Origin of the sequence: Oryzobacter telluris (assembly GCF_043099285.1) — a bacterium.
Taxonomy (GTDB): Bacteria; Actinomycetota; Actinomycetes; order Actinomycetales; family Dermatophilaceae; genus Oryzobacter; species Oryzobacter telluris.
In genome coordinates, this window is record NZ_CP170723.1 from 552035 (window position 1) to 578847 (window position 26813).

A 26813-nucleotide genomic window follows, 5' to 3' on the forward strand; every position below is an offset into this window, starting at 1 on the left:
CCACGACGCCGATTTGGGTGCCCCTGCGGTCTTTGCTTCGGTGGACCGGTTGACCGCACCCGTGGGCACCGCCGTGCCCGCGCACCGACAGCTGGAAGGACTCGCCGCCCCCTCGCCGGGCGGCCACCACCCACGTGAGCACCGACACCCGACCCGACTCCCGCCCGGCACCGCCCGGACCCGACGCGACCGACGTCCACGACACCGCCGCCGACCCGGCCGCGCCGCCGCACCCCGTCCTCGGCATCGACGTCGTCGAGCAGCCCTCGCGCGGCTCGCGCGTCGACACCGTCGTCTTCGGTGTCGTCGCCGCCATCGCCGTGGCGTTCGTGGCCTGGGGCTTCCTCAGCACCGACACCCTGGGCGCCGCGTCCGACGCCGCCCTCGGCTGGTCGGTCACGACCATGGGCTGGATGTTCGTCGTCCTCGCCTCGGCGTTCGTCGCCTTCGTGATCTGGTTGGCGCTCAGCCGTTTCGGCAACATCCCGCTGGGTGCCGACGACGAGGAGCCGGAGTTCCGGACCGTCTCGTGGATCTCGATGATGTTCTCCGCGGGCATGGGCATCGGCCTGATGTTCTACGGCGTCAGCGAGCCCCTCTCGCACTTCGTCACCCCGCCCCCCGGCACGGTCGAGGCCGGTGACCCCGCCGCGGTCCAGACCGCGATGGCGACCACCCTCTTCCACTGGACGCTGCACCCGTGGGCCATCTACGCCGTCGTCGGCATCGCCATCGCGTACGGCGTCTTCCGCAAGGGCCGCAGCCAGCTCGTGTCCTCGGCGTTCATCCCGCTCATCGGCGAGCGCCGCGCCACCGGCACGGCCGGCCGCGTCATCGACATGCTCGCGATCTTCGCGACCCTCTTCGGGTCGGCCGCGTCGCTGGGCCTGGGCGCCCTCCAGATCGGCAGCGGCCTCGAGATCGTCTCCGGCCTGGGAAGGATCGGCAACGGTGTCCTCGTCGGCATCATCGCGCTGCTCACCGTCGCGTTCATCGTCTCGGCGGTGTCCGGTGTCGCCAAGGGCATCCAGTGGCTCTCGAACATCAACATGGTGCTGGCGATCTCCCTGGCCGCGTTCGTGTTCCTCGTCGGCCCCACCGTCTTCATCCTCGACCTGCTGCCGACCGCGGTGGGCAGCTACTTCCAGGACCTCGCGATGATGTCGGCCCGCACCGACGCCGCGGGCGGCGACGGCATGGCCGAGTGGCTGTCCGGCTGGACCGTCTTCTACTGGGCCTGGTGGCTGTCGTGGACCCCCTTCGTCGGGATGTTCATCGCGCGGATCTCCCGCGGCCGCACCATCCGCCAGTTCGTCACCGGCGTCCTGCTCGTCCCGAGCCTGGTGAGCCTGGTCTGGTTCGCGATCTTCGGTGGCGCCGCCATCCACACCCAGCAGGCCGGCACCGACCTCGCCGGCGCCTCCACCGCCGAGGGCCAGCTCTTCGGCCTCCTCGACACCCTGCCGCTCGCCGGCGTCACGACCGTCCTCGTCATGGTCCTCGTCGCGATCTTCTTCGTGTCGGGCGCCGACGCCGCGTCGATCGTCATGGGCACGCTCTCGCAGCGCGGCACCATGGAGCCGAGCCGCTGGAACGTCGTGTTCTGGGGCATCGCGACCGGGGGCGTCGCCGCCGTGATGCTCCTCGTCGGCGGCGACAGCGCGCTGACCGGGCTGCAGAACCTCACGATCGTGGCGGCCCTGCCGTTCGCGCTCGTCATGGTCGGGCTGGCCTGGGCGCTGGTCAAGGACCTGCGCGACGACCCGCTCATGGTCCGTCGCCGCTACGCCGAGGCCGCCGTCGACAAGGCGATCGTCACCGGCGCCACGCTGCACGGCGACGACTTCGCGCTGACCGTCGAGCAGGCCGACGAGCCGCTGCTCACCGAGGGTGACACCACCCCGAGCGAGGCCTCGGTCATCGCGCGCGGCTGAGCCCACGACGCGCATCGCGGGAAGCCGGGGCCACCACCACCGGTTTCCCGCGATGCGGCACATCGCGCACGGGTCCTTCGTACTCTGGGTTGCGTGTCTGCTCACACAGCTGCGACGACCCCTGCCCCGACGATCCGGTCCGCCAACACCCGGGACGTCCCGGCCGCCACGCTCCACGACGTGATGCGCCTGCGCCAGGACGTCTTCGTCATCGAGCAGCAGTGCCTCTACCCCGACCTCGACGGCCGCGACGTCGAGCCCGACACCGTGCAGGTGTGGGCCGAGGACGAGGAGGGCACCGTGCTCGCCACCCTGCGCGTCCTCGCCGACCAGGGCGGGGTCGTGCGCATCGGCCGGGTCGCCACGGCCGTGCCCTCCCGGGACCGCGGCATCGCCGCCCGGATGATGGTGCGCGCCCTCGAGACGACGACCGGGCCGGTCGTCCTCGACGCCCAGAGCCACCTCGCGTACTGGTACGAGCGGCTCGGGTTCGTGAGCGTCGGCGACGAGTTCCTCGACGACGGCATCCCGCACGTGCACATGCGCCTCGAGCGCTGACGCTCCGCACGCCCGTGACCGACGCTCCGCCGGCTGTCGGTGCCCCGGGGCAGGATGACGGGATGACCGTCGCGCTCGCCGACCTCGTCGCCGTCTCCCGGGCCGTCGCGGCCACCCGCTCGCGCACCGCCAAGACCGCCGCCATCGCGGGGCTCGTCGCGTCGGCCGGTGCCGACGAGGTCGCCACCGTCGTGGCCTTCCTCTCCGGGGTCCTGCCGCAGCGCCGGCTCGGCGTGGGGTGGCGCTCCCTCGGGTCGCTGCCCGAGCCGGCCGAGGCCTCCTCGCTCACCGTCGCCGACGTCAGTGCCACCTTCGACCGGCTCGCCGCGGCCTCGGGAACGGGCTCCACGGGCGCCCGGAGGGCGGACCTCGCCGCCCTGATGGAGCGCGCCACCGCCGACGAACAGCGCTTCCTCTCCGAGCTGGTCACCGGCAACCTGCGTCAGGGTGCGCTCGACGGCGTCGTCCTCGCTGCCGTCGCCAAGGCCAACGAGGTCCCCGACTCCGTCGTGAGACGCGCCGTGATGATGGCCGGCCACACCCACCTCGTCGCCGAGATCGCCGCGCGCGGGGGGCTGCCCGCCCTCGAGGACGTCGGGCTGGTCGTGGGCCGGCCGGTGCGGCCGATGCTCGCCGGGTCGGCCAAGACCACCGAGGAGGCGGTGTCCGGGTTCGCCGGTGCCGCGCTCCTCGTCGACGGCAAGCTCGACGGCATCCGGGTGCAGATCCACCGCCGCGACGGCGAGGTCACCGTCTTCACGCGCAGCCTCGACGAGGTCACCGAGCGACTGCCCGAGGTCGTCGAGGCCGTGGCGGCGCTGCCCGGTGGTGACCTCGTCCTCGACGGCGAGGCCATCGTCATCGAGGAGGGCGGGCGGCCGGCGCCCTTCCAGGTCACCGGGGCCCGCACGGCCAGCTCGGTCGACGTCGAGCGGCTGCGGGCCGAGGTGCCGCTGACGACCTACCTCTTCGACGTCCTGCACGCCGACGGCCGCGACCTCGTCGACGCCACGGCCCTCGAGCGGCACGAGGTGCTGTCGGCGCTCGCGCCGCACCTGCTCGTGCCCCGGCTCCTCACCACCGACCCGGCGCAGGCGCAGCAGTTCTTCGCCGACCTCGTCGCCGCCGGCCATGAGGGCGTCGTCGTCAAGGACGCCGCGTCGCCGTACGCCGCCGGCCGCCGGGGGAGCGGCTGGGTGAAGGTCAAGCCCACGCACACGCTCGACCTCGTCGTCCTCGCGGTCGAGCGCGGGTCCGGGCGGCGCCGGGGGTGGCTGTCCAACATCCACCTCGGCGCCCGCGACCCGGAGACCGGCGGCTTCGTCATGATCGGCAAGACCTTCAAGGGGATGACCGACGAGATGCTGCGCTGGCAGACCGAGCGCTTCACCGAGCTCGCGGTCGGCGACACGTCCGGCTACGTCGTGCAGGTGCGGCCCGAGCAGGTCGTCGAGATCGCCCTCGACGGGCTGCAGCGCTCGCGGCGGTACCCCGGCGGTGTCGCCCTGAGGTTCGCGCGCGTGCTGCGCTACCGCGACGACAAGACCGCCGAGGAGGCCGACACCATCGACACGGTGCGTGCGCTCGGGCCCGACGCCTGATGCCCCGACACCACGCCGACGACCCCGACATCCACGAGGAGGGGGTGCAGCGAACTCCCGACGTGAGACTCGTCGACGACGCCCGCGCCTGGATGATGCAGAAGTCGGCCCGCTACACCGTCCACTACGGCGAGAACCTCAGGTTCGCCGGGCAGCACCTTCCCCCTCCTGACGTCCTGCGGGTCCCCACCCGGCACGGCGAGGTCGACGTGCACCTGTACCTCCCCGAGGACCCGGACGGTCCGCCGCCGGTCTACGTCCACTTCCACGGCGGCGCCTTCCTCATGCGCTACCCCGAGATGGACGACTGGTGGTGCCGCTACCTCGCGGCCACGGCGGGGGTGGCCGTCGCCAACGTCGACTTCGACGTCGCGCCGCAGGTGCGCTACCCCGTGGCCCAGGAGCAGGGCCACGACGTCGCGGCCTGGTTGGCGCAGCACGGCGACGGGGTCGGCGTCGACGGCACGCGCCTCGTCGTCGGGGGGTTCAGCTCCGGGGGTCAGGTGGCGGCGTCGGTCTGCCTCCAGGCCCGCGACCACGGCACGTTCACCCCGGTGCTCCAGGTCCTGGGGGTGCCGGCCCTCGACCTCGCCGCCGAGGTGACCGACACCCAGGGCATGGTCGGCCCGGCCCTGCGACGGCTCGTGCGCCGGACCTACTTCCCGGACGTCGAGCGACGCAGCGAGCCGTACGCCTCACCGTCGCTGGCCCGTGACCTGGGTGGGTTGCCCCCGACGGTCGTCCTCACGGCCGAGCGCGACGCCCTCTGTCGCGAGGGAAACCTGTACGCCACCCGCCTGCGGGCGGCCGGGGTCGACGTCACCCACGACGTCACGCCCGGGGTCGACCACTACTTCCTCACCGAGGACCCCCTGCGCGCCCGGTGGACGATGATGCTCGTCGCCGCCCGGGTGCGCACGGCCTGCGGGCTGCCGCCGCGGTCCGCCGACTGAGGGGGCGTCGGCAACCGTTCCGGGGCCCCGGCACACTGGGGTGGTGAGCCCCGACGATGCGTTCCGCGACGACGACGTGACGGTCGTCCTGCTCGCCGGGGGCACCTCGCGCCGGTTCGGTTCGGACAAGCTCGACGCCCCGCTGCGGGGCTCGACGGTGCTCGAGACCGTGGTGGCGTCGCTGCCGGCGGGGTGGCCGCTCGTGGTGGTGGGACCGGCACGGGACGTCGGCCGGGTCGTGAGCCGGGCGCAGGAGGACCCGCCCGGTGGCGGGCCGCTCGCCGGGGTGGCCGCGGGGATGGAGCACGTCGGTACCGACGTCGTCGCCGTCGTCGCCGGGGACATGCCGTTCGCCGGGCCGGCGGTCGCCGCCCTCGTCGCCGCCCTGCGGACGGCGCCCCTCGACGTCGAGGCGGTCGTCGCGACCGACGCTTCAGGAGTGCCCAACCCGCTGCTCGCCGCCTACCGGACTGCGGCGGTGCGCCGCGTCCTCCCGGTCCCGGCGCACGGCAGGCCCGCCCGCCTCCTCCTCGACCTCGCCCACGTCGAGGTCGCCGTGGCGCACCCCACCGCGCTCGACGTCGACACCCCGGCCGACCTCGACCACCTCGGCTGACGCCGGGGCGGGTGCGCAGTCGCCGGGTCGGCCTAGGCTGGGAGGTGGGCAGCAGGACGACGATGGAGGAGGACGCCGTGCCAGGGCACCGGATCTTCGCCACGAGCTTCGCGAGCATCTACCCGCACTACGTCACCAAGGCCGAGCGCAAGGGCCGCACCAAGGACGACGTCGACGAGGTGATCTGCTGGCTCACCGGCCACGACCGCGCGAGCCTGCAGCAGGTCCTCGACGACGGGATCGACCTCGAGACCTTCTTCGCGCAGGCGCCGGCGATGAACCCCCACGCCTCCCTCATCACCGGGGTCATCTGCGGCCACCGGGTGGAGGAGATCGAGGACCCGCTGATGCAGCGGATCAGGTACATGGACAAGCTCGTCGACGAGGTCGCGCGCGGCAAGAAGATGTCCACGATCCTCCGCAGCGCTCCCGCCCCCGCCGACGCCTGAGCCGGCCCCGTCGGCGCTGTCCGGGCGGCCTCCCCAGGTCGCCCGGTCGGCCGAACGGCGTGGCACGAGGTCCGAACGGTCCCGGCGTTCGGATGGCACGTGACCAGCCGTACTGCGAGACTTCCTTCCTCAAAGGGTTGCGGGGGACGCGATCAGCGGAGGCTTGAAGGTGGGGACACGGTTCCACGCGACACTGCGTGCTGCGCTGGTGTGGGGCATGGCTCCGCTGCTGGTCGTCTACGTCGTCGGTCTGGCGCTGCACGGTGACGGCTTCGAGCCCTTCGTCGACGGCTGGCTCGGGACGATGACCCAGTGCGTTCCCGCCCTCCTGTGCTGGGTCGCTGCGGCACGGGTCGGGTTCCGGCGCGCGGAGGTCGTCCTGGGGGCTGCTGCGGTCACGTCGTACTCCGCCGGGAACGCCTACTACGTCACGTCACTCGCCGGGGCGGACTCCCTGCCCTTCCCGTCGCCCGCGGACTATGCGTACCTGATGTTCTACCCCCTGCTGCTCGGCGCGCTGGCGATGGCCGTGCGCCGGGGCACGCGGCGGCTGGCGTCCTCAGTGTGGCTGGACTGTGCGGTCGGGTCGCTCGGCGCGGCTTCCCTCCTGGCGGTCGTGCTCGGCTCGGTGGTGGACTCGGCCCTGGCGGGCAGCTGGTCGCTGGCCACGGTCGTGGCGGTGGCCTACCCCCTGGTCGACCTGTTCCTCGTGGCTGCCGTCGCCGGGATCGCCGTGCTGCGCGGCGTGCTCGTGGGGTACCGGTGGGGTCCGCTCATCGTGGGCCTGCTCGTCTTCAGCGGGTCGGACGTCATCTACGCGCTCCGGGTGCTCGACGACACCTACGCCGTCGGCACGCCGCTCGACGCCGGGTGGGCCATCGGCCTCACCGCCATCGCCGTGTGGGTCGACGGCGCGGCGCGCCGTGAGGTCTCGGAACCCCGGACCTCGTCCCCCGTGGCCGGTGCCACGGCCCTGGTCCTGACGGGCCTCGCCACGGTCGCCGGGCTCGGCGTGCTGGTCCTGGGGACCCGGGCGCGCGTGCCCGTGCTCGCGGTCGTCCTGGCCGGGGCGACCCTGGTGGTTGCGGCCGGCCGCACGCAGGTCGCGTTCCGCCAGCTCCTGCGGATGGCCGATCTCCGGCGCGATGCCACCACCGACCACCTCACCGGTCTCCCGAACCGTCGGGCCCTCTACGCCCAGGCCGACGCGCGGATGGTCGACGGTGGCGACCGGCCGCTGGCGCTGCTCCTGCTCGACCTCGACCGGTTCAAGGAGGTGAACGACAGCCTCGGGCACCACATCGGGGACCAGATGCTGGTCCAGGTGGGCGGCCGTCTGAGCGAACGGCTGCGCCCCGCTGACCTGCTCGTGCGCCTCGGTGGGGACGAGTTCGCGGTGCTGCTCGACGACGTGGACCCGGACGAGGCCGCCGCCGCCGCCACGGCGCTGTGCGAGACGCTGGCAGTTCCGTTCTGCCTGGAGGACATCCCGGTCCACAGCTCGGTGAGCATCGGCATCGCGGTCTTCCCCGCCGACGGTCGCGACCTCGGCACCCTGCTGCGCAGGGCCGACGTCGCGATGTACCGGGCGAAGGCGACCGGCACCGGTCACCACGCCTACGGGGCCACCGAGGACACCGAAATCTCGACCCGCCTGCGCACCCTCGAGGAGCTGCGCACCGCGATGGCGAACGACGAGCTGGTCCTGCACTACCAGCCCCAGGTCCAGCTGGGCACCGGTCACGTCGCGGGTGTCGAGGCGCTCGTGCGCTGGAACCACCCCACGCGCGGCCTCCTGTACCCCGACGCATTCCTCACCCTGGTCGAGGACGCGGGGCTGATGAGGGCAATGACCCGTGTGGTCCTGGAGGCCGCCCTGGACCAGGCCGCACGCTGGCGGGCCGACGGTCGACACCTCCACGTCGCCGTGAACCTGTCGGCCAGCTCGATGATCGACGCCTCACTGCCCGACGAGGTCTCCGGGATGCTGGGCGCACGGGGCCTGACCGCGGACGCCCTGCAGCTGGAGATCACCGAGGAGTTCCTCATGGCCGACCGGGACCGGGCGCGCAGCATCCTGAGCCGGCTGCGCCACAGCGGTGTGCAGATCGCGATCGACGACTTCGGCATCGGGTACAGCTCGCTGTCCTACCTGCGCGACCTGCCCATCGACGAGCTCAAGCTGGACCGCTCCTTCATCCGACCGATGGGCGAGGACTCGCGCGCCGCCGCGCTCGTCGCGTCCACCATCGACCTGGCGCACAGCCTGGGCCTCCGCATGGTCGCGGAAGGGGTGGAGACCGATGTCGCGTACCGCGAGCTCGCCCGCCTCGGGTGTGACCTCGCGCAGGGCTACGCCATCGCCCGTCCGGTCCCGGCGGACGAGCTCGGCGCCTGGCTCGATGCCCGGACCGCAGCCGGCGGGACCGCTGACCTGGGTCGGCTTCCGGCGTCGGCGGCCATCGACTGAGAGGTCGCCGGACCGGGCCGCTCAGCACAGCGCGGGCTCGCCGCAGTACTCCGCCCGCCCGCCGACCAGCGTGACCAGCGCGCGGACGTCGAGCAGCGAGTCCACCGGCACGGCCGTCGGGTCGTCCGTGAGGACCACGAGGTCGGCGTACTTCCCGCGCGTCACCGTGCCCTTGACGCCCTCCTCGAAGGTGCCGTACGCGGCGTCCACGGTGAACAGCCGCAGCGCCTGCTCCACCGTGAGGGTCTGGGCCAGCTGCCAGTCCTCCGGGGGGCGGCCGGAGTAGCTGGCGCGCGTCATCGCCTGGTGGACGGCCTCGAGGGCCGACCCGTGCGGCGGACCCGTGGGCGACCCGATGAGGTCGAGCACCTGCCAGGGCATGTCGGTGCCGCCGATGGTGCGCACGCCGCTGTCCACGATGTCGCGGTACCGGGTGATCCACCGCGTCTCGCCGGTGGCCACGAGGGCCGGGAAGCCCGGCTCCTTCGCCATGTCACCGGGGATCCCCGGCTGGATCGACGCGATGACGCCCAGGGCCCGCATCCTGGCCAGCTGGTCGTCGCGCAGCTGGACGACGTGCTCCACCCGGTGGCGGGCGTCGGGGTCCGGCGCCGCGGCCCGGGCGTGCTCCACCGCCGCCAGGACCTGGTCGTGGCCGAGCGCGCTCACCGTGTGCGCCGCCACCTGCCAGCCGTGGCGCTGCGCGGTGAGCACGTACTCGTCGAGGTCCGACTGCACCCAGTGGTAGTCCGTGCCCCACTCGTGGTCGACGAACAGCTTGATGCCGGCGAGCCGCAGGTGGGCGCTGTAGGCGTGGTGCGGCTCGTACGCGAGGTACCAGCTGCCGTACGTGTCGTCGCCGAAGTTCACCGGGAGGTAAGCGTTGACCCGCAGCGGGAGCCGACCCTCGGCATCCATGGACCGCAGCTGGGTCAGGCGGTCCTCGTCGACGAAGCTCTCGGTGATGCTCGTCCACCCGTTGCGCAGGGCGGCGGCCACCGCGGTGTCGGCGGTGTGGCCCACGCGTGCACTGTCGCCGATCCAGTGCGCGTGCGAGTCGATGAAGCCGGGCATGACCGTGCGCCCACCGAGGTCGATCACGCGCGTCGAGCGCCGCCGCAGCGCGAGGACCTCGGCGTCGTCCCCGACCGCGAGGACGCGTCCCTGGGCGACGGCGACGGCCTGCGCCCGCGGCCGGTCGTCGTCCATCGTGAGGACGACCCCGTGGTGGTAGATCAGCTCCGGTGCCGGGGGGCTCGCGTCGGAGTGCGGCAGCAGGAGGACAGCCGCACACCCGACCAGAGCCGCACCGTGGCGCCACGACAGCCGCACGTCCGCATCGTCCCACCGGGCACCGGGCGGCGCCCAGACCCTGCCGCCGTCATCCGGCCGCGGGGATCACGTCCGGACGGGGTGGGGGTGCTCGGGGACCCGGTCCTGGAAGGTGAGGATGGCGGGGTTGCGGATGACGCCCTCGCGGATCTCGATGGCGCGGCTGATGGTGGGGTCGGCGTCCCATGCCGCGCCCCCGCCCATCACGGTGCCCAGGAACGGCAGGATCGCCTCGCTGTTCTCCCAGGTCGCCGAGCGCCACAGGTGGCTCGGGCTGTGGTCGACGGCGTAGTAGGTCACCCCGTGGCCCACCGTGAAGGTCGGGTCGCCGAAGGTCGTCGGTCGGGCCCAGGAGAAGCCCATCCCCTCGTCGCACGAGACGTCGACGACGAGGGTGTCGGCCGCGAGGGCGGTGAGGTCGTCCTCGGTCATGAACACCAGGGGCGCGTCGGTGTCCTGCAGCACGCAGTTGACGATGACGTCGTGCTCGCCGAGGAAGTCGGCGATGGGGACCCGGCCCTCGGGAGTCACGGCGTGGCTGACCCGCGTGGCGGAGTCGCAGCTGTCGAAGTGCACGATGCGGGCCGAGTGGATGGGTGACGCGACGGCCGCCACGTCGCGGCTCGTGAGGATGTCGACGTCTCGGATCCCCAGCGCGGCCAGGGCCGTCACGGCGCCGCGGGCGGTGGCGCCGAAGCCGATGACGACCGCGCTCAGCTTGGGTCCGTAGTCCCCCGTGGAGCCCTGGAGCTGGAGGGCGTGCAGCACCGAGGAGTACCCGGCCAGCTCGTTGTTCTTGTGGAACACGTGCAGCCCGAACGAGCCGTCCCGGTTCCAGTGGTTCATGGCCTCGAAGGCGATGAGGGTGAGCCGCTCGTCGATGGCCCGCTGGGTCAGGGCGGCGTCCTGGACGCAGTGCGGCCAGCCCCAGAGGACCTGCCCGGCGGCCAGCTCCATGACGTCCTCGAGGAGCGGCTTGGGCTGGAGCACGACGTCGCAGCGCTCGATGATCTGCTCGTGGCTCAGCAGCCCACCGACGCGTGGCGCGAGCTCGGCGTCGGACACCCCGAACGGCTCGCCGTAGCCGTGCTCGAGGTGGATCCGGGAGCGCAGGTCCTCGGGGACCCGCTCGAGGTGTGCCGGGTGCAGGGCCAGCCGTCGCTCGTTCTCCTTGCGGGAGCTGGCCATGATGCCGAGGGTGAGGAGGGGGCTGCTGGTCACGGGGTGCCCTTCAGGGCTCACGGTGCTCGTCGGCGGGGGTTGTGCCCCCGCCGTCCTGAACACTTGCTCCCCCCATCCTGCGCCGCGGGTGCGCAGAACGGAAAACGCGACGAGCCGCGACCCGGTGGGTCGCGGCTCTGGGTGCTGGTGGCCAGGGGCGGGGTCGAACCGCCGACCTTCCGATTTTCAGTCGGACGCTCGTACCAACTGAGCTACCTGGCCGTACCTTGCAGAAAGGACCGGACGAACCGGCCCTTCCGTGAAGGAGCGACCCCGACGGGACTCGAACCCGCGACCTCCGCCGTGACAGGGCGGCGCGCTAACCAACTGCGCTACGGGGCCTTGGTGTGACTCAAGACCATGCGTATCCCCAACGGGATTCGAACCCGTGCTACCGCCGTGAAAGGGCGGGGTCCTGGGCCGCTAGACGATGGGGACCCGACTCTCGTCAGACCTTCCCGTCAGCAGTCCGGCGTTCGGATCCGTCGAGGACTCCGAAAGCATAGGGGACGATCGCGTGCCCGCCAAAACCGGGTCCGCACCCGTCGGTGGGGGCCCTCAACCGAGCCGCCGGAACGCGTCCCGGACCAGGGCGACGGCCTCGGTCTCGGGCAGTCCGGAGGCCCGGGCCGCCCTCGCGTAGTCGGCGGCGGCCAGCCGCAGGGCCGGGTCCGGACCGCCCGCGGGCGCCCCGCCACCTCCCTCCGCGGTCGCGGCGGACGCGCCGTCGGGGGAGACGACCGTGCCCAGCCGGCGCCGGGTGAGGACCAGCCCCGCGGCCTCCAGCTCGCGGTACGCGCGGGCCACGGTGTTCACGGCGAGGCCGAGCTCCTCGGCCAGCGCCCTGATCGTCGGCAGCTTGGCCCCCGCGGCCAGCCGCCCGTCACCGACCGCCTCGGCGAGCTGGCGGCGGACCTGCTCGAAGGGGGCCTCGGAGGACGTGGGGTCCACCCGCAGGAGCCCGTCCATCGCGATGACGAAGCGCGCCACCGCTCAGCGCCCCGGGTTCGCCCACGCGAGGACGCGGTCGGCGTCCCACGTGGTGACGATGCGGTCCCACGGCACCCCGAGGCGCTCGGCGCGCTCGCAGCCGTAGGCCTTCATGTCGAGCTGGCCGGGGGCGTGGGCGTCGGAGTCGACCGAGAACAGGCAGCCGATCTCCAGGGCCAGCTCGATGAGCTCGTCCGGGGGGTCGCAGCGTTCGGGGCGGCTGTTGATCTCGACGGCCGTGTCGTGCTCGGCGCAGGCCTCGAAGACGGCGCGGGCGTCGAAGTCGCTCTGCGGGCGCGTCCCCCGTGAGCCCTCGACGAGCCGCCCGGTGCAGTGCCCGAGGACGTTGACCCGCGGGTTGGAGACGGCCGCGACCATGCGGGTCGTCATCGGCCCGGCGTTCATCCGCAGCTTGCTGTGGACCGACGCGGTGACGAGGTCCAGCTTGGCCAGCATCGGGTCGGTCTGGTCGAGGCCGCCGTCGTCGAGGATGTCGACCTCGATTCCCTTGAGCAGCCGGAACCGTTGTCCCAGAGTGCGGTTCAGGGCCTCGATGATGCCGAGCTGCTGGGTGAGGCGCTCGACCGTCAGCCCGTTGGCCACCCTCAGCTGGGGGCTGTGGTCGGTGAGGACGATCCAGTCGTGGCCCAGCTCGATGGCGGTGAGCACCATCTCGTCGATCGGGCTGCCGCCGTCGCTCCAGTCGCTGTGCAGGTGGCAGTCCCCGCGCAGGGCGGCGTAGAGGTCCGCGCCCCCGTCGACCAGCGGACCGCCCGACTTCTCCTGCAGCGAGGCGAGGTAGGCCGGGACCTCGCCGCGCACCGCCTCCTCGACGACGCCGCTCGTCGACTTCCCGATGCCCGGGATCTCCTGCAGCGTCCCCGCCTCGGCGCGCTCGCGGACCTCGGCGGCGTCGACGCCCTTGAGCGTCTTCACGGCGTTGCGGAACGCCTCCACCCGGTAGGTGCCGGCGCGGGTGCGCTCGAGGAGGAAGGCGACGCGGCGCAGCGCCTCGATGGGGTGGACGGGGGCCTCGAGCGGCTCGAGCAGCGCGACCATCAGAGCCCGAACTGCTGCTTCATCATCCGGTCCCAGACGCGGTCGCCGCCGAGCGTGCGGGCCACCACCATCGCCTTCGCGGCGGGGGTGAGGAGGTAGCGCGTCTGCGGCCGGTCGGCCTCCACCGCCTTGACGACGACCTGGGCGACGCTCTCCGAGGAGACCGACATGAGCCTGTTGTCGTAGGCCTCGTTGTTGGCCCGGTGGACCGAGGCGCGCATCTCGGCGTACGGCGAGCCCTCACTGCCGCCGAGGCCGTCCGAGCTGCTCGCCGTCCCGACGAACCCGCTTCTCGTGACGCCGGGTTCGATGACCACGACCTCGACGCCGAAAGGCTTGACCTCGATGCGCAGGGCGTCGGTCAGCGCCTCGACCGCGTACTTCGTCGCGTGGTAGTAGCCGCCCATCGGGAAGGTGAAGCGCCCACCCATCGACCCGATGTTGATGATGCGGCCCGACCCCGCGGACCGCATCGAGGGCAGGACGAGCTGGCACATCCGGGCCAGGCCGAAGACGTTGGTCTCGAACATCGCGCGGACCTTGTCGATCTCGACCTCCTCGACCGCGCCGTACTCGCCGTAGCCGGCGTTGTTGACGAGCGTGCCGACCCTCCCGTGCTCCGCGACGACCTCGGCGACCGCCGCCGCCATGGAGGACTCGTCGGTGACGTCGAGGGCCGTGGTGCGGGCGCCCTTCGCCGCGAGGTCGGCGAGGGTCTCGGGGCGGCGGGCGGTGGCCCAGACCGTGTGGCCGCCGGCGAGGAGCGCCTCGACCGTGGCCTTCCCGATGCCGGACGAGCAGCCGGTGACGAGGACCGGGTCGTGGGTGGTGCTCATGGCTGTCTCCTGACGGTGCTCAGCGCAGGGCCGAGGTGAGGCCGGTGACGAGTCGGTCGACGTCGTCCTCGGACGTGTAGGGCGCCAGGCCGACGCGGACGCCGCCGGTGTCGCCGAGGCCCAGGTGGCGCGAGCACTCCAGGGCGTAGAAGTGGCCGGCCGGGGCGTTGACGCCGCCCTCGGCCAGGGCGGCCCGGATCTCCTGCGGGTCGCGGCCCTCGACGGTGAACAGCAGTGTGGGCGTGCGCGACCGGGCGTTGCTGTGCACCGTGACGCCCGGCAGGGCGCGCACGGCGGGCTCGAGGACGTCGAGGAGGGCCTGCTCGTGGGCGTGGACCGCCTTCATCCCGGCGACGATCCGCTCGCGCCGGGAGCCGTGGTCGCCCTGCGGGAGCGGCGAACCCGGCTCGCCGAGCGAGTCCGTGTCGGCCAGCGCGGCGATGAAGTCGACCGCGGCCGTGGCGCCGGCCATCAGCTCGTAGGGGAGCGTGCCCAGCTCGAAGCGCTCGGGGACGGCGTCGGTGGACGGGAGGAGCTTGTCGGGCCGCAGCGTCTCGAGCAGGTCGGGGGAGGCGGCGACCACGCCGCAGTGCGGGCCCATGAACTTGTAGGGGGAGCAGGTCCAGACGTCGGCGCGCAGCGCGGGCAGGTCGACCGAGGCGTGGGCGGTGGCGTGGACGCCGTCGACCCAGTGCAGCGCCCCGACCTCGTGCGCGAGGTCCGCGATGCGGCACACGGGCGGTCGTGTGCCGATGAGGTTGGAGGCGCCGGTCGTGGCGACCAGACGGGTCCGGTCGCTGAGGACGGCGGCCACGGCGTCGGCGTCGAGCTGCCCGGTGGCCGGGTCGAAGTCGACCCAGCGCACGGTGGCGCCTGCCGACTGCGCGGCCTGCACCCACGGCCGGATGTTCGAGTCGTGGTCGAGCCGGGTGACGACGACCTCGTCGCCGGGGCCCCACTGCTTCGCCAGCGCCCGGGACAGGTCGTAGGTCAGCTGGGTCGCGCTGCGGCCGAACACGATCCCGCGCGGGTCGGCGCCGAGGAGGTCGGCCATCGCCTGGCGGCACTCGGTCACGACCTGCTCGGCGCGCCGCTCCGAGGGGGTGGCCGTGCCCCGGTTGCTGATCGCGCTCGTCAGGGTGTCGGCGACGGCGCGGCCGACGACGTCCGGGACCTGGCTCCCTCCCGGGCCGTCGAAGTGGGCCGCCCCCTCGGCGAGCGAGGGGAAGCGGGCGCGGACGGCGGCGACGTCGAAGGGCATGCCCGCATCCTCCCGCACGCGCCGGGCCCGCGTCCTGCCCGACCTCGTGCGGGCTACCAGGAGGTGTGCAGCGGGCGGCCCTCGGCGAAGCCGGCCGTGCTCTGCAGTCCGACGGTCGCCCGCTCGTGGAACTCCTCGAGCGTGCGGGCGCCCGCGTAGGTGCACGAGCTGCGCAGCCCCGCGACGATCTCGTCGATGACGTCCTCGACGCTCGGCCGGGCGGGGTCGACGTACATGCGGGCGGTGCTGATGCCCTCCTCGAACATCGCCTTGCGGGCGCGGTCGTAGGCCGAGTCGGTGGCGGTGCGGTTGCGGACGGCGCGCGAGGACGCCATCCCGAACGACTCCTTGTACTGGCGGCCCTTCTCGTCGGTGTAGAGGTCGCCCGGCGACTCGAGCGTCCCGGCGAACCACGAGCCGATCATGACGTTCGAGGCCCCGGCCGCGAGGGCGAGGGCGACGTCGCGCGGGTGGCGCACCCCGCCATCGGCCCAGACGTGCTTGCCGAGCTCGCGCGCCGCGGTGGCGCACTCGAGCACCGCGGAGAACTGCGGGCGCCCGACGGCCGTCATCATCCGGGTCGTGCACATGGCCCCCGGACCGACCCCGACCTTGATGATGTCCGCGCCGGCCTCGACGAGGTCGCGGACCCCGGCGGCGGAGACGACGTTGCCGGCGACGACGGGCACCTGCGGGTCGATGCCGCGCACCGCGCGCAGCGCGTCGATCATCTTCTCCTGGTGGCCGTGGGCGGTGTCGATGACGAGGACGTCGGCTCCGGCGTCGAGCAGCTCCTTGGCCTTCGACGCCACGTCGCCGTTGATGCCGACCGCGGCACCGATGCGCAGCCGGTTCGAGGCGTCGACCGCGGGGGAGTACAGGTGGGCGCGCAGGGCGCCGGACCGGGTGAGGATGCCGACGACCCGGCCGTCCTCGGAGACGACGGGGGCGAGGCGGCGGCGCGCGTGGGACAGGGTGTCGAAGGCCTGCTCGACGTCGACACCGTCCTGCACGGTCACCATGTCGCGGACCATGACGTCCTCGAGCTGGGTGAACCGGTCGACGCCGGTCAGGTCGCTCTCGGTCACCAGCCCGACGGGCCGCTCGCCGGCGAGGACGACCGCCGCACCGTGGGCGCGCTTGTGCAGCAGGACGAGCGCCTCGCCCACGGTGGTCGTCGGCGACAGGGTGATCGGGGTGTCGTAGACGAGGTGGCGGGACTTCTGCCAGGCGATGACGTCGCTGACGATCTCGGCCGGGATGTCCTGGGGGATGACGGTGATCGCCCCGCGGCGGGCCGTGGTCTCGGCCATCCGGCGGCCGGCGATCGCCGTCATGTTCGCGACGACCAGCGGGGTGGTCGTCCCGGTGCCGTCGACGCTGGACAGGTCGACGTCGAGCCGGCTCGTCACCGACGAGCGGTTCGGGACCATGAACACGTCGTCGTAGGTGAGGTCGAGCTGGGGCCGGAGGTCGTTGAGGAAACGCACCCTCCAAGGGTAGGCGCGCTCGCTCATGGGGGAGGATCGGCGGGTGAGTCTCCTGGCGCCCTCCCCGGCCGACGCCGCCCGTCGCGACGGGCTGCGTCGCATGCGCCTGCTCGCGCTCTCCCTCCTCGTGCTGGCGGCCGTGGTCTTCCTCGCGACCCTGCGGCTGCCCCACGACGGGGTGTGGGGCTACGTCAACACCGGGGCCGAGGCGGCGATGGTCGGGGCGCTCGCCGACTGGTTCGCCGTGACTGCGCTGTTCCGGCACCCGCTGGGGATCCCGGTGCCGCACACCGCGATCATCCCCAAGCGCAAGAACGAGATCGGGCGCAACCTCCAGGACTTCGTCACCGAGAACTTCCTCACCGAGGAGATCGCCCGCGAGCGGCTGGCCGCCGCGCGGGTGGGGGAGCGGGTCGGGCGCTGGCTGTCCGTGCCGGGGCACCGACGCCGCGTCATGACCGAGGCCGTGCGGGTCGGCCGGGCCGGGCTTCACCGGCTGTCCGACGAGGAGGTGCGCTCGCTCGTCGAGGACTTCCTCGTACCCCGGCTGGTGCGCGAGCCGGCCGCACCGATCGCCGGCGCCCTGCTCGCCGACGTGGTCGCCGACCGCACGCACCACGGGCTGGTCGACCTCGCCCTCCTCGAGCTGCACTCGTGGCTGGAGGCCAACCCGGGTACCTACGCGGCCGTCCTCGGCGACCGGGCGCCGTGGTGGAGCCCGCCGTGGGTGGACGAGCGCGTCATCGGGTGGAGCTACCAGCAGGTGCTCGCCTGGGTGAAGGACATCGCCGACGACCCGCTGCATCCCGCGCGGACCGCCCTCGACGACCTCCTGCGGCGCCTCGCCACCGACCTCCAGGAGGACCCGGAGGTGATGGCGCGGGCCGAGGGTCTCAAGGAGCGCCTGCTCTCGCACCCGCAGGTGCCCGAGACGGCGCTCGGGCTGTGGCGCTCGTTCCGGGCCGCCCTGACCACGGCCATGGACGACGACGACTCCTACCTGCACCGCCGCGGTGACGAGCTGCTCGAGCACCTCGGTCGCCACCTCGTGGAGGACGACGTGTGGCGGGGCCGGCTGGAGGCCCGCCTCGGCGAGGTCGTGTCGTTCGCCGTCAACACCTACGGCAGCGAGCTCGCCGAGGTCATCTCGGTGACCGTCGACCGGTGGGACGGCAAGGAGGCCGCCGAGCGCATCGAGCTCCACGTGGGCCGCGACCTGCAGTTCATCCGGATCAACGGCACCGTCGTGGGGGCGCTCGCCGGGCTGGTCATCCACGGGGTCGCGCAGCTGCTGACCGGCTGAGGCGTTGCCCCGGCCCCGTTGGCACCGGCCCCTCGCGGGGCCAGCGTGAGCGGCTAGGCCTACGAGACCAAGGCCGCCGCCCTCAACGGGATCGAGTCGGTGCAGAAGAGCGCCGCCGACGCCACGGTGGACGACCAGACCTGACCCGCGCCCTTCCGACCGGGTCGGCGAAGTCGGCCCGTGGGTCGGTCGTGCCTGCGAGGATCGGCGCATGTCCGACACCGGTTCCCTCGTGGTCAGCCCGCGCCAGATCGGTGTCGCGACGGCACTGGCCGCGGTGGTCTTCGGGGTGGTCGACGCGCTGTGGCTGGGGCTGGCCTCGGGCGACCTCTACGAGCGGATGATCGGCCACCTCCTCTCCGACGACGTCAACGTCGCTGCGGCGGTGGTCTTCTACGTCGTGTACGTCCTGGGCCTGGTGCACTTCGTCATCCGGCCGGGACTGTCGCGGGTGGGTCTCGGGCCGTCGCTGCGGGACGCCTTCGTGTTCGGTGTCGTCACCTACGCGACCTTCGACCTCACCTCGATGGCCGTGATGCGCAGCTTCCCCGTCGTCGTGGCCGTGGTCGACATCGCCTGGGGGGCGTTCATCTGCACCCTGACGGCCGCGGTCGTCATCCCCGCCGTCCGCCGCTGGGTCCCGACCGACTAGCGGGCGCGGCGCCTCGGTGGCCGGCCAGTCGCGCGCGGCCGGTACCGCCTCAGGAGCCGGCGGGGGTCCGTCGGCGCTTGGGCGGGAGGGGGAAGAACATGCTGGTGCGCGCCATGTACTCGCGGTAGCCGGGCCGCTTGGCCATCTCGGACTCGAGCAGCTTGGCCCCGGTCGCGAAGGCGAGGAAGTACGTCATCACCACCGGCGACAGGATCGTCAGCACCCCCGGCCACGCCTCGGCCGCCACGAGGAACAGTCCCCACCAGACGGCCGAGTCGCCGAAGTAGTTGGGGTGACGGGTCCAGGCCCACAGGCCCCGGTCCATCACCGTCCCCTTGTTCGCGGGGTCGCGCTTGAAGGCGGCCAGCTGGGCGTCACCGACGCCCTCGAAGACCATGCCCACGAGCCACACGAGCACGCCGACGAACCCCACCCACCCGAACGCGGCGTCGGTCGAGGCGGCCACCTGCAGCGGCAGCGACACGAACCACGCCGCCAGCCCCTGGACGAGGAACACCTTGCGCACCGCGTACCCGAACCGCTGCTCCTCGGGCACGGCCGACAGCATCTTCGCGTAGCGCGGGTCCTCGCCGGCGCCCAGCGCCCGCCGCCGGATGTGCCACGCCAGCCGCCCGCCCCACACGCTGACGAGCACCGCCAGCACGAGCGAGCGCACCGACATCGTCCCGGCGAGGTACGCGACCCAGCCGATGGCGACGAACAGCAGCCCCCACGTGATGTCGACGACCGCGATCTTGCCCAGCCGCCGCGCCACGAGGGCGGTGGCGACCATGGCGACGGCCGCCGTCGCCAGCGAGGCGACGACGACCGTGACCAGGGTGCCGAGCATCAGGAGGCCGGGTCCGCCACGACCGCGGGGCCGCCGGGCCGGCGCAGCAGCAGCTGGTCCACGCCCATCCGGCCGTCACGGAACGCCTGCGACCCGCCGACGAGGTAGAGGCGCCACACGCGCGCCGCCTCCTCGCCGATCAGCTCGACCGCGCGGTCCCAGTTCTCCTCGAGGGTGCGGTGCCAGGCGTCGACGGTCCACACGTAGTGCTCGCGCATCGCGTGCACGCCGCGGACCTCGAAGCCCGCGCCCTGGAGGAGGTTGAGGGTGTCGCCCACCGGGCGCATCGTCATGTCCGGGGCGATGAACTGCTCGATGAAGGGGCCGCCACCGGGGTGGTGGCCGGCGAAGCGCGACATCTGCTGGACGAGGACGTACCCGCCGGGCTTCACCGAGCGGTACAGCACCTCGGCGTAGGTGTCGTAGTTCTTCTCCCCGACGTGCTCGCCCATCTCCAGCGACGCGACGGCGTCGTAGGGGCCGGAGGCGATCTCGCGGTAGTCGCGCAGCTCGATGCGGACCCGGTCGCCCAGCCCGCGCTCGGCGATCCGGGCGTCGATGAAGGCCTTCTGCTCGGCCGCGATCGTCACCCCGGTGACCTGCGCCCCGAAGTGCTCGGCCGCGTACAGCGACAGGGAGCCCCAGCCACAGCCGACGTCGAGGAAGCGCATCCCCTCGCGCAGCCCGACCTTGCGGCAGACGAGGTCGAGCTTGGCGGCCTGGGCGGCCTCGAGCGGCATGTCCGGGCCGTCGACGTGGTACCCGCTGGAGTACGCCATGTGCGGGTCGAGGAGGAACTCGTAGAACTCGTTCGAGAGGTCGTAGTGGTGGCTGATCGACGCCCGGTCGCGTGCGAGCGAGTGCAGCCGCCCCTTGACCACGGCCTGGGTGGCGGGCGGGGCCGGCGGCGCGGCCAGGGCGCCGGTCTCCTTCGCCAGGCGCACGAGGTCGGGCAGCATCCGGGCCACCCGACCGGCCGTGAGCGGGGGCAGGTCACGCGCCGCGACGGTCTCGCGGACGAGGTCGAGAGTGGCGCCGACGTCGCCGTGCACCTCGAGCTCGCCGGTCACGTAGGCCTGGGCCGCGCCGAGCTCGCCCGGGTGCCAGAGCAGCCGGGTCAGGGCCTGCGGGGAGCGGACCTCCACGAGCGTCGCGTCGGCGGGGCCGGCCTCGGACCCGTCCCACGCCCGGAGGCGGACGGGGAGCGGGCCGCGCAGCAGCGGCCGCAGGGCCGTCTCGATCCGGGCGGCCACGCCGGTGGCCCGGCCTGAGGGCGTGGGGGACACGGCCCCGGGGGTGGTGCGGTCGTCGGTGAGCGTCATGGGAGGCGGCCTCCTGGCGGCGGTCGGTCGTCGGTCGGTCGGTCGAGGGGCTTCCCGGCGGGGGAGCCGGGGCGGCCCGGAGGATCAGGCCGACGGGGGTTCGGCGCCGGCGCGCTGCTCGGATGTCAGCGTGGGGTCCTCCGAGCGCAGCCGCTGGGCGCGGGCCCGGGCGGTCAGCTCGGTCACGGACGCCAGGAGGTCGGGACCCAGCAGCTCGACCCCCACCTCCTCGAGGACGCGCGGCGTGGCCCCGCGGCCGGCGAGCCAGAGCGGGTACTCCTTGCCGAGCCGGCTGAGCGACTTGGCGTGGGCCCGGAACCCCGAGGGCCGACGGCTGGCGAGCACGACGGCATCCGCGCGGGCGATCTTCGCGGCACCCGCGAGCGAGTGCACCGGGGTGTCCGGCCCCAGGTAGCGGATGCGCCACCCAGCCCGACCCAGCAGGACGCCGAAGCTCAACAGGACGATGTCGTGGAACTCCCCGGGCGGGCACGCGAGCACGGCGACCGGGCCGGAGCCCACCCCCCACGTCAGCGACAGGGCCCCCAGGCGGCGGCGCAGCAGGCTGCTCGCGAAGTGCTCCTGGGCGATGCCGATCCGGCCGAGCTCCCACATCTCGCCGATGCGGCGCAGCAGCGGCAGGACGACGTCGATGATCGCGCTCTCCACCGAGCGCTCGAGGAAGGCGGTGTCGAGGACGGCGTGCGCGCGGTCCTCGTCGAGGGCGCTGACGGCGTCGAGCAGCTGCGCCACGAGCATCGGCGGGTCGGAGCGCAGGCTGGCCGGCGCGCGGCCGGTGTCGACGCCGGGCGGCGGGGTGCCGCGGCCGGCGCCGTACCCGTCGGAGGAGTCGATCTCCCGCGAGGGGTCCAGCGCCGAGACCCCGGCGCGCTCGGCGGCCAGGACGCGCCGCGCGGCCTCGACCGCGCTCACCCCTTGGTCGCGCAGGGCGACGACGTCGCGCACGCGCCGCTCGTCCTCGGGCCCGTACAGCCGGTAGCCACCGGCGGAGCGGATGGGCTGGAGGAGGCCGTATCGGCTCTCCCAGGCACGCAGCACGTGGGTGCTGACCCCCACCCGGGTGGCCAGCTCCCCAATCCGCATCGTCGGCGGGACCGAACCTCTCACGACCGCCACGTTAATGCCGTGGCGCACTTTTGACAAACGTTTGACGATGCAGGTCGGAGGGTTCTACGGTCATGCACATGCCACCTCTCGCCCCGGACGGTGCTCCGCGCCGTCGGGAGCAGGTCGCCGTCGTCGGGGCCGGCGTGGCCGGGTTGACGTCGGCGTACGTCCTCTCCCGCGACCACGACGTGACGCTCATCGAGGCCGATGCCCGCCTCGGAGGCCACGCCCACACCCACACGGTCGACACCGACAGCGGCCCGCTGCGGGTCGACAGCGGCTTCATCGTCCACAACGACCGCACCTACCCGATGCTGCGGCGCCTCTTCCGCGAGCTCGGCGTCGAGGCGCGCGACACCGAGATGTCGATGAGCATCCGCGACGAGGCCACCGGCACCGAGTACGCCGGTGGGCGCGGGGTGAAGGGCTTCCTCGCCCGCCCCAGCCAGCTGCTCGACCGCGACTTCGTCGCCATGCTGCGCTCGGTGAAGCGGTTCCACGCCCTGGCGCGCACCTTCCTCGAGGAGACGACCGACGAGGACGCCACCACCTACGGCGAGTTCATCCGCGACGGCGGCTTCCCCGAGTCCTTCCGCCGCCTCTACGCCGTCCCGCTCGTGGCCTGCGTCTGGTCCAGCGGTGGCGAGGACGCGATGGACTACCCCGCGCGCTACCTGTTCCGCTTCCTCGAGCACCACGGGATGCTCTCGATCGGTGACAGCCCGCAGTGGATGACCGTGGTCGGCGGCTCCGGGACCTACGTCGACCTCCTGGCCGAGAAGCTGCACGCCGTGCGCTCCGGCGACCCCGTCACCTCGGTGCTGCGCACCCTCGACGGCGTCGAGATCCGCACGTCCTCGGGCCGGATCGACCACTACGACCGCGTCGTCATGGCCTGTCACGCCGACGACGCCCTGTCCCTCCTCGCCGACCCGACGCCCGCGGAGAAGGAGGTCCTCGGCGCCTTCCGCTACACGCGCAACGAGACCGTCCTGCACCGCGACGGGTCCCTGATGCCGCGCGCCCGCCTCGCGCGGTCGTCGTGGAACTACCTGGTCGGCGACCCGTCGCAGGGCGCGGTCGTCACCTACTGGATGAACCGCCTCCAGGGGCTCCCGGCCGCCGAGCCGTTCTACGTGACGCTGAACGCCACCGGGCGCATCGACCCTGAGAAGATCGTCGCCACCATGCAGTACAGCCACCCCCTCTACGACCTCGCGGCGGTGCGCGCCCAGCGACGCCTCCCCGAGCTCAGCACCGAGCGCACGACCTACGCCGGCGCGTACCACGGCTGGGGTTTCCACGAGGACGGCTGTCGCTCAGGGGTGGAGGCCGCTGCCGCGTTCGGGGTGACCTGGTGACCACCGTCGCCGACCTCCCCACCCTGCCGGCGCTCGTCGTCGGCCAGGTCCACCACACCCGGCACCGGCCGGTGAAGCACTCCTTCACCCACCGGCACTACCAGTGGCTCGTCGACCTCGACGCGATGCCGCGGCTGCGGCGCTGGGTGCGGCCCTTCGCCACCTTCCGGGGCGAGGACCACCTCTCGGGCAACCCGGGCATCGCGGCGCTGAAGGCCAACGTCCTGCGGGTGCTCGAGCGCGAGGGCGTGGAGACCCGCGACGTCGAGCGTGTCGTCATGCTCGCCAACGCCCGCGTCCTCGGGTACACGTTCGACCCGATGAGCGCGTTCTGGTGCTTCGCCGCCGACGGGTCGGTGCGGGCCGTGCTCGTCGAGGTGCACAACACCTACGGCGGCCGCCACGCGTACGTCCTCCACCCGGACGCCACGGGTCGTGCCGACACGGCCAAGGAGTTCTACGTCTCGCCGTTCAACGACGTCGAGGGCGACTACGCCATCCGCTTCCACCTCGAGCAGGGCCGGGTCGGCGTCGCCATCCGTCTGCTCGTCGGCACCGAACCACTGGTGACCGCTTCGGTGACCGGAGTGCCCGAGCCGGCGACCTCGTCGGCCGTGGTGCGCACGGTCCTGAGGCACCCGCTCATGACGCAGCGGGTGAGCGGCCTCATCCGGGTGCACGGCATCTGGCTGTGGCTGCGTCGCCTGCCCGTGCGTCCCCGCCCGACTGCCTCCCTGGAGAGTGTGAGATGACCGCCGACGCCCCCCGCATCGAGCTGACCCCGACCCTCGGCCTGTCCAAGGTCCTGACCCGCGGCGCCGTCGCCCGGCGCATCGTCCACGCGACGGTCGCGAAGATGGACGTGCGCCTGCGCTACCCGGACGGCACCGAGGTCGGCGGCGGCGGACCCGACTCGCCCGTCCTGGAGATCGTCCGTCCCGCCGCGATGTTCCAGCGGCTCGAGGCGCACCCCAAGATCGGCCTCGGCGAGGGCTACATGGCCGGCGACTGGCGCGCCGCCCCCGGCACCGACCTCGCCCAGGCGCTCATGCCCTTCGCCGCGCGGATGGGCCGCCTGGTCCCCAGGCCGCTGCTGTCGATGCGCGCCGTGGTCGACCGCGCCATCCCGCGGGCCCAGCGCAACACCCTCGAGGGCTCGCGCAGCAACATCAGCGCCCACTACGACCTGAGCAACGAGCTCTTCGGGGCCTTCCTCGACCCGTCGATGTCGTACAGCTCGGCGATCTTCGACCCGTCGCGCCCGCTCGCCGAGCAGGACCTCCACGAGGCCCAGGTGCGCAAGGTCGAGGCCGTCCTCGACGCCGCCTCGGTGCGCGAGGGCAGCCGCGTCCTCGAGATCGGCACCGGCTGGGGCGAGCTCGCCATCCGTGCCGCGCTGCGCGGCGCCACCGTCGTGTCGGTCACCCTCTCGGCCGAGCAGCGCGACCTCGCGCTGAAGCGGATCGCCGACGCCGGCGTCTCCGAGCGCGTCGAGGTGCGCCTGCAGGACTACCGCGAGGTCACCGGCCAGTTCGACGCCGTCGTCAGCGTGGAGATGATCGAGGCCGTCGGCGAGGAGTACTGGGAGACCTACTTCGCGAAGATCGACGACGTCCTCGCCCCCGGCGGCGCGGTCGCCATCCAGGCGATCCTCATGGAGCACCACCGCCTGCTGGCCACGAAGACCTCGTTCGGCTGGATCCAGAAGTACATCTTCCCCGGCGGCCTCATCCCCTCGATGCAGGCGATCCGCGAGGTCACCCGCGACCACACCGAGCTGCGCGTCGAGCGGGTGCACTCCTTCGGCACCGACTACGCCGAGACCCTGCGCCGCTGGCGCGAGACCTTCGACACCCGCTGGACGGAGATCCGGCCGCTGGGCTTCGACGAGACCTTCAAGCGGATGTGGGAGTTCTACCTCGCCTACTGTGAGGCCGGGTTCGCGACGCACTACCTGGACGTCGCGCAGATCCGCTTGGCCCGCAAGGAGGCCCGATGAGCACCGTCGAACGGACCATCACCACGAGCACCCCGCCCGAGACCGTCTTCCCGTACCTGGTCGACTTCCGCACCGCCACCGAGTGGGACGCCGGCACGGTGTCCTGCGACCTGGTCTCCGGTGACGGCGGCCCGGGCACGGTCTACCGCAACGTCTCGTCCTTCATGGGCAACGAGGTCGAGCTCGAGTACACGACGCAGACCGTCGAGGAGCCCCGCTTCGTCATCGTCGGCCGCAACGACACGACGACCAGCCACGACACGATCACGGTGACGCCCACCGGCGACGGGGGCTCGACCGTGGTCTACCGGGCCGAGTTCACCTTCACGGGCATCACGAAGTTCGCCTCCCCGCTGCTCAAGCCCTTCCTCGAGAAGCTCGGGAACGACACCGCCGCACAGCTGAAGACCGCGCTGGACCGCCTGTGACGCAACCGCGTCGGGCCCTCGTCACCGGGGTCACGGGCTACATCGGCTCGCGGCTCGTCCCGCGCCTCGTCGACGACGGGTGGGACGTCCGGGTCCTCACGCGGGACGAGGCCAAGGTCGCCGACCGCTGGTGGCGGCCGAAGGTGGAGGTCGTCGAGGGCGACGCCACCTCCAGCGACACCCTCGCCGAGGCCCTCGCGGGCGTCGACGTGGCCTACTACTTCCTGCACTCGATGGACGGGGAGGGCGGCTTCGTCGAGCGCGATCGCGACCTGGCCCGCGCGTTCGGGATCGCCGCGTACGAGGCGCAGGTCGGCCGGATCGTCTACCTGTCCGGGCTGCACCCGGACGAGGGACCGCTCAGCGACCACCTCGCGTCCCGGGTGGAGGTCGGCGACCTCCTCATGGCGAGCGGGGTGCCCACCGCCGTGCTCCAGGCCGCGATCATCCTCGGGTCGGGGTCCGCGTCGTTCGAGATGCTGCGCCACCTCACGACCCGGCTGCCCGTCATGGTGACGCCCAAGTGGCTGGACAACCGGATCCAGCCGATCGCCATCCGTGACGTCCTGCACCTGCTCGTCGGTGCCGCCGACCTGCCGCCCGAGCTGAACCGGACCTTCGACATCGGCGGGCCCGACGTCCTCACCTATCGCGAGATGATCACCCGGTTCGCCGCGATCGCCGGGCTGCGCCCACGCACGATCGTGTCGGTCCCCGTGCTCACTCCGCACCTGGCCAGCCAGTGGGTCGGGCTGGTCACGCCGGTGCCCACCGGCATCGCGAAGCCGCTCGTCGGGAGCCTGCTCCACGAGGTCGTGCGCACCGAGGACGACCTCGACGCCCTCGTGGGCCCGCCCCCGGGCGGGGCGCTCCCCTTCGACGTCGCGGTCGCCGACGCGATCGCCGGTGACGACGCCGACCCGCGGCCCGAGCCCGGTACCGTCGACCCCGCGCGGATCACGGCCGCCGACCCCTCGTGGGCCGGCGGTGGGTCGTGAGC

24 protein-coding genes, 3 tRNA genes and 1 pseudogene are annotated in these 26813 nt (G+C 73.0%); 15 read left to right on the plus strand and 13 right to left on the minus strand.

What is annotated here, in order from left to right; all coding sequences use genetic code 11:
- Positions 1-134 precede the first annotated feature (134 nt).
- The 7 genes from ACFLFB_RS02395 (at position 135) to ACFLFB_RS02425 (ending at position 8581) form a co-directional block, all read left to right on the plus strand.
- Positions 135-1934, plus strand: coding sequence for a BCCT family transporter (locus tag ACFLFB_RS02395; RefSeq protein ID WP_392544110.1), 1800 nt, complete (start codon positions 135-137; stop codon positions 1932-1934).
- Positions 1935-2027: 93 nt separating this feature from the next.
- The gene (locus ACFLFB_RS02400; RefSeq protein ID WP_392544111.1) at positions 2028-2492 is read left to right on the plus strand and encodes a GNAT family N-acetyltransferase; all 465 of its coding nucleotides are present in this window, start codon (positions 2028-2030) and stop codon (positions 2490-2492) included.
- A 62-nt stretch (positions 2493-2554) separates the two neighbouring features.
- Positions 2555-4093 (plus strand): ATP-dependent DNA ligase, encoded by a 1539-nt coding sequence (locus ACFLFB_RS02405; protein ID WP_392544112.1) that lies wholly within the window; start codon positions 2555-2557, stop codon positions 4091-4093.
- Entirely contained in the window at positions 4093-5046 is a 954-nt protein-coding gene (locus tag ACFLFB_RS02410) for an alpha/beta hydrolase (protein WP_392544113.1), read from the plus strand. The genes ACFLFB_RS02405 and ACFLFB_RS02410 overlap by 1 nt, the downstream gene beginning before the upstream one ends.
- Before the next feature lie 43 nt (positions 5047-5089).
- The gene (locus tag ACFLFB_RS02415) at positions 5090-5662 is read left to right on the plus strand and encodes a molybdenum cofactor guanylyltransferase (protein WP_392544114.1); all 573 of its coding nucleotides are present in this window, start codon (positions 5090-5092) and stop codon (positions 5660-5662) included.
- A 62-nt stretch (positions 5663-5724) separates the two neighbouring features.
- A complete protein-coding gene (locus ACFLFB_RS02420) occupies positions 5725-6111 on the plus strand; it encodes a DUF2200 domain-containing protein (protein WP_392545461.1) in 387 nt (128 codons plus the stop codon).
- A gap of 217 nt (positions 6112-6328) precedes the next feature.
- Positions 6329-8581, plus strand: a complete 2253-nt coding sequence (locus ACFLFB_RS02425; protein WP_392544115.1) for a putative bifunctional diguanylate cyclase/phosphodiesterase — start codon at positions 6329-6331, stop codon at positions 8579-8581.
- 21 nt (positions 8582-8602) lie between these two features.
- On the opposite strand, the gene ACFLFB_RS02430 is transcribed toward ACFLFB_RS02425, so the two are convergent.
- The 10 genes from ACFLFB_RS02430 to ACFLFB_RS02475 all read right to left on the minus strand — a co-directional run bounded on the left by ACFLFB_RS02430 (position 8603) and on the right by ACFLFB_RS02475 (position 16770).
- Positions 8603-9913, minus strand: a complete 1311-nt coding sequence (locus ACFLFB_RS02430) for an amidohydrolase (RefSeq protein ID WP_392544116.1) — start codon at positions 9911-9913, stop codon at positions 8603-8605.
- 66 nt (positions 9914-9979) lie between these two features.
- Positions 9980-11101 (minus strand): N(5)-(carboxyethyl)ornithine synthase, encoded by a 1122-nt coding sequence (locus tag ACFLFB_RS02435; RefSeq protein WP_392545462.1) that lies wholly within the window; start codon positions 11099-11101, stop codon positions 9980-9982.
- Between the two features lie 178 nt (positions 11102-11279).
- Positions 11280-11356: transfer RNA gene (locus tag ACFLFB_RS02440), tRNA-Phe, on the minus strand.
- A 46-nt stretch (positions 11357-11402) separates the two neighbouring features.
- A tRNA-Asp gene (locus ACFLFB_RS02445) sits at positions 11403-11476 on the minus strand.
- 23 nt (positions 11477-11499) lie between these two features.
- Positions 11500-11572: transfer RNA gene (locus tag ACFLFB_RS02450), tRNA-Glu, on the minus strand.
- 120 nt (positions 11573-11692) lie between these two features.
- Positions 11693-12124: a GntR family transcriptional regulator gene (locus ACFLFB_RS02455; protein ID WP_392544117.1), complete on the minus strand. Its 432-nt coding sequence runs from the start codon at positions 12122-12124 to the stop codon at positions 11693-11695.
- A 3-nt stretch (positions 12125-12127) separates the two neighbouring features.
- Complete coding sequence (locus ACFLFB_RS02460; protein WP_392544118.1) at positions 12128-13183, minus strand: PHP domain-containing protein; 1056 nt, start codon at positions 13181-13183, stop codon at positions 12128-12130.
- The gene (locus ACFLFB_RS02465) at positions 13183-14019 is read right to left on the minus strand and encodes an oxidoreductase (RefSeq protein WP_392544119.1); all 837 of its coding nucleotides are present in this window, start codon (positions 14017-14019) and stop codon (positions 13183-13185) included. The genes ACFLFB_RS02460 and ACFLFB_RS02465 overlap by 1 nt, the downstream gene beginning before the upstream one ends.
- A 19-nt stretch (positions 14020-14038) precedes the next feature.
- Positions 14039-15280, minus strand: coding sequence for a cysteine desulfurase-like protein (locus ACFLFB_RS02470; RefSeq protein WP_392544120.1), 1242 nt, complete (start codon positions 15278-15280; stop codon positions 14039-14041).
- A gap of 53 nt (positions 15281-15333) precedes the next feature.
- Positions 15334-16770 carry a GuaB1 family IMP dehydrogenase-related protein gene (locus ACFLFB_RS02475; protein WP_392544121.1) on the minus strand — a complete coding sequence of 479 codons (1437 nt, stop codon included), beginning with the start codon at positions 16768-16770 and terminating at the stop codon, positions 15334-15336.
- A 43-nt stretch (positions 16771-16813) separates the two neighbouring features.
- Between ACFLFB_RS02475 and ACFLFB_RS02480 the strand changes: the two genes are divergently transcribed.
- The 3 genes and pseudogenes from ACFLFB_RS02480 to ACFLFB_RS02490 all read left to right on the plus strand — a co-directional run bounded on the left by ACFLFB_RS02480 (position 16814) and on the right by ACFLFB_RS02490 (position 18725).
- Complete coding sequence (locus ACFLFB_RS02480) at positions 16814-18073, plus strand: DUF445 domain-containing protein (protein ID WP_392544122.1); 1260 nt, start codon at positions 16814-16816, stop codon at positions 18071-18073.
- A gap of 69 nt (positions 18074-18142) precedes the next feature.
- A pseudogene (locus ACFLFB_RS02485) lies at positions 18143-18217 on the plus strand (DUF1508 domain-containing protein); the annotation flags it as partial.
- A 67-nt stretch (positions 18218-18284) separates the two neighbouring features.
- Positions 18285-18725: a DUF2177 family protein gene (locus ACFLFB_RS02490; RefSeq protein WP_392544123.1), complete on the plus strand. Its 441-nt coding sequence runs from the start codon at positions 18285-18287 to the stop codon at positions 18723-18725.
- Positions 18726-18774: 49 nt separating this feature from the next.
- Here ACFLFB_RS02490 and ACFLFB_RS02495 read toward each other — a convergent pair whose 3' ends face one another.
- From ACFLFB_RS02495 to ACFLFB_RS02505, 3 genes are all read right to left on the minus strand, one after another.
- Positions 18775-19575: a DUF1295 domain-containing protein gene (locus tag ACFLFB_RS02495; protein ID WP_392544124.1), complete on the minus strand. Its 801-nt coding sequence runs from the start codon at positions 19573-19575 to the stop codon at positions 18775-18777.
- Positions 19575-20897, minus strand: coding sequence for a class I SAM-dependent methyltransferase (locus ACFLFB_RS02500; RefSeq protein ID WP_392544125.1), 1323 nt, complete (start codon positions 20895-20897; stop codon positions 19575-19577). Before ACFLFB_RS02500 ends, ACFLFB_RS02495 begins: the two co-directional genes overlap by 1 nt.
- An 84-nt stretch (positions 20898-20981) precedes the next feature.
- On the minus strand, positions 20982-22001 hold the full coding sequence (locus ACFLFB_RS02505) for a MerR family transcriptional regulator (RefSeq protein ID WP_392544126.1): 1020 nt from the start codon (positions 21999-22001) through the stop codon (positions 20982-20984).
- Positions 22002-22102: 101 nt separating this feature from the next.
- Between ACFLFB_RS02505 and ACFLFB_RS02510 the strand changes: the two genes are divergently transcribed.
- Genes ACFLFB_RS02510 through ACFLFB_RS02530 form a run of 5 tightly spaced genes read left to right on the plus strand, consistent with a single transcriptional unit; the run spans position 22103 to position 26811 of the window.
- Entirely contained in the window at positions 22103-23386 is a 1284-nt protein-coding gene (locus ACFLFB_RS02510; protein ID WP_392544127.1) for an NAD(P)/FAD-dependent oxidoreductase, read from the plus strand.
- Positions 23383-24138: a DUF1365 domain-containing protein gene (locus tag ACFLFB_RS02515; protein ID WP_392544128.1), complete on the plus strand. Its 756-nt coding sequence runs from the start codon at positions 23383-23385 to the stop codon at positions 24136-24138. The genes ACFLFB_RS02510 and ACFLFB_RS02515 overlap by 4 nt, the downstream gene beginning before the upstream one ends.
- Positions 24135-25385, plus strand: a complete 1251-nt coding sequence (locus ACFLFB_RS02520; protein WP_392544129.1) for a class I SAM-dependent methyltransferase — start codon at positions 24135-24137, stop codon at positions 25383-25385. Before ACFLFB_RS02515 ends, ACFLFB_RS02520 begins: the two co-directional genes overlap by 4 nt.
- On the plus strand, positions 25382-25813 hold the full coding sequence (locus ACFLFB_RS02525; RefSeq protein WP_392544130.1) for an SRPBCC family protein: 432 nt from the start codon (positions 25382-25384) through the stop codon (positions 25811-25813). The genes ACFLFB_RS02520 and ACFLFB_RS02525 overlap by 4 nt, the downstream gene beginning before the upstream one ends.
- Positions 25810-26811, plus strand: coding sequence for an NAD(P)H-binding protein (locus ACFLFB_RS02530; RefSeq protein WP_392544131.1), 1002 nt, complete (start codon positions 25810-25812; stop codon positions 26809-26811). The genes ACFLFB_RS02525 and ACFLFB_RS02530 overlap by 4 nt, the downstream gene beginning before the upstream one ends.
- The last annotated feature ends 2 nt before the right edge of the window (positions 26812-26813 follow it).

Bases quoted from the DNA above. Each gene is read 5' to 3' on its own strand.
- ACFLFB_RS02525 (WP_392544130.1), top strand. From the start codon at position 25,382: ATGAGCACCGTCGAACGGACCATCACCACGAGCACCCCGCCCGAGACC.
- ACFLFB_RS02425 (WP_392544115.1), top strand. From the start codon at position 6,329: ATGGCTCCGCTGCTGGTCGTCTACGTCGTCGGTCTGGCGCTGCACGGT.
- ACFLFB_RS02510 (WP_392544127.1), top strand. From the start codon at position 22,103: ATGCCACCTCTCGCCCCGGACGGTGCTCCGCGCCGTCGGGAGCAGGTC.
- ACFLFB_RS02505 (WP_392544126.1), bottom strand. From the start codon at position 22,001: ATGCGGATTGGGGAGCTGGCCACCCGGGTGGGGGTCAGCACCCACGTG.
- ACFLFB_RS02420 (WP_392545461.1), top strand. From the start codon at position 5,725: ATGGAGGAGGACGCCGTGCCAGGGCACCGGATCTTCGCCACGAGCTTC.
- ACFLFB_RS02470 (WP_392544120.1), bottom strand. From the start codon at position 15,280: ATGCCCTTCGACGTCGCCGCCGTCCGCGCCCGCTTCCCCTCGCTCGCC.
- ACFLFB_RS02500 (WP_392544125.1), bottom strand. From the start codon at position 20,897: ATGACGCTCACCGACGACCGCACCACCCCCGGGGCCGTGTCCCCCACG.
- ACFLFB_RS02405 (WP_392544112.1), top strand. From the start codon at position 2,555: ATGACCGTCGCGCTCGCCGACCTCGTCGCCGTCTCCCGGGCCGTCGCG.
- ACFLFB_RS02495 (WP_392544124.1), bottom strand. From the start codon at position 19,575: ATGCTCGGCACCCTGGTCACGGTCGTCGTCGCCTCGCTGGCGACGGCG.
- ACFLFB_RS02460 (WP_392544118.1), bottom strand. From the start codon at position 13,183: ATGGTCGCGCTGCTCGAGCCGCTCGAGGCCCCCGTCCACCCCATCGAG.
- ACFLFB_RS02465 (WP_392544119.1), bottom strand. From the start codon at position 14,019: ATGAGCACCACCCACGACCCGGTCCTCGTCACCGGCTGCTCGTCCGGC.
- ACFLFB_RS02410 (WP_392544113.1), top strand. From the start codon at position 4,093: ATGCCCCGACACCACGCCGACGACCCCGACATCCACGAGGAGGGGGTG.
- ACFLFB_RS02520 (WP_392544129.1), top strand. From the start codon at position 24,135: ATGACCGCCGACGCCCCCCGCATCGAGCTGACCCCGACCCTCGGCCTG.
- ACFLFB_RS02490 (WP_392544123.1), top strand. From the start codon at position 18,285: ATGTCCGACACCGGTTCCCTCGTGGTCAGCCCGCGCCAGATCGGTGTC.
- ACFLFB_RS02435 (WP_392545462.1), bottom strand. From the start codon at position 11,101: ATGGCCAGCTCCCGCAAGGAGAACGAGCGACGGCTGGCCCTGCACCCG.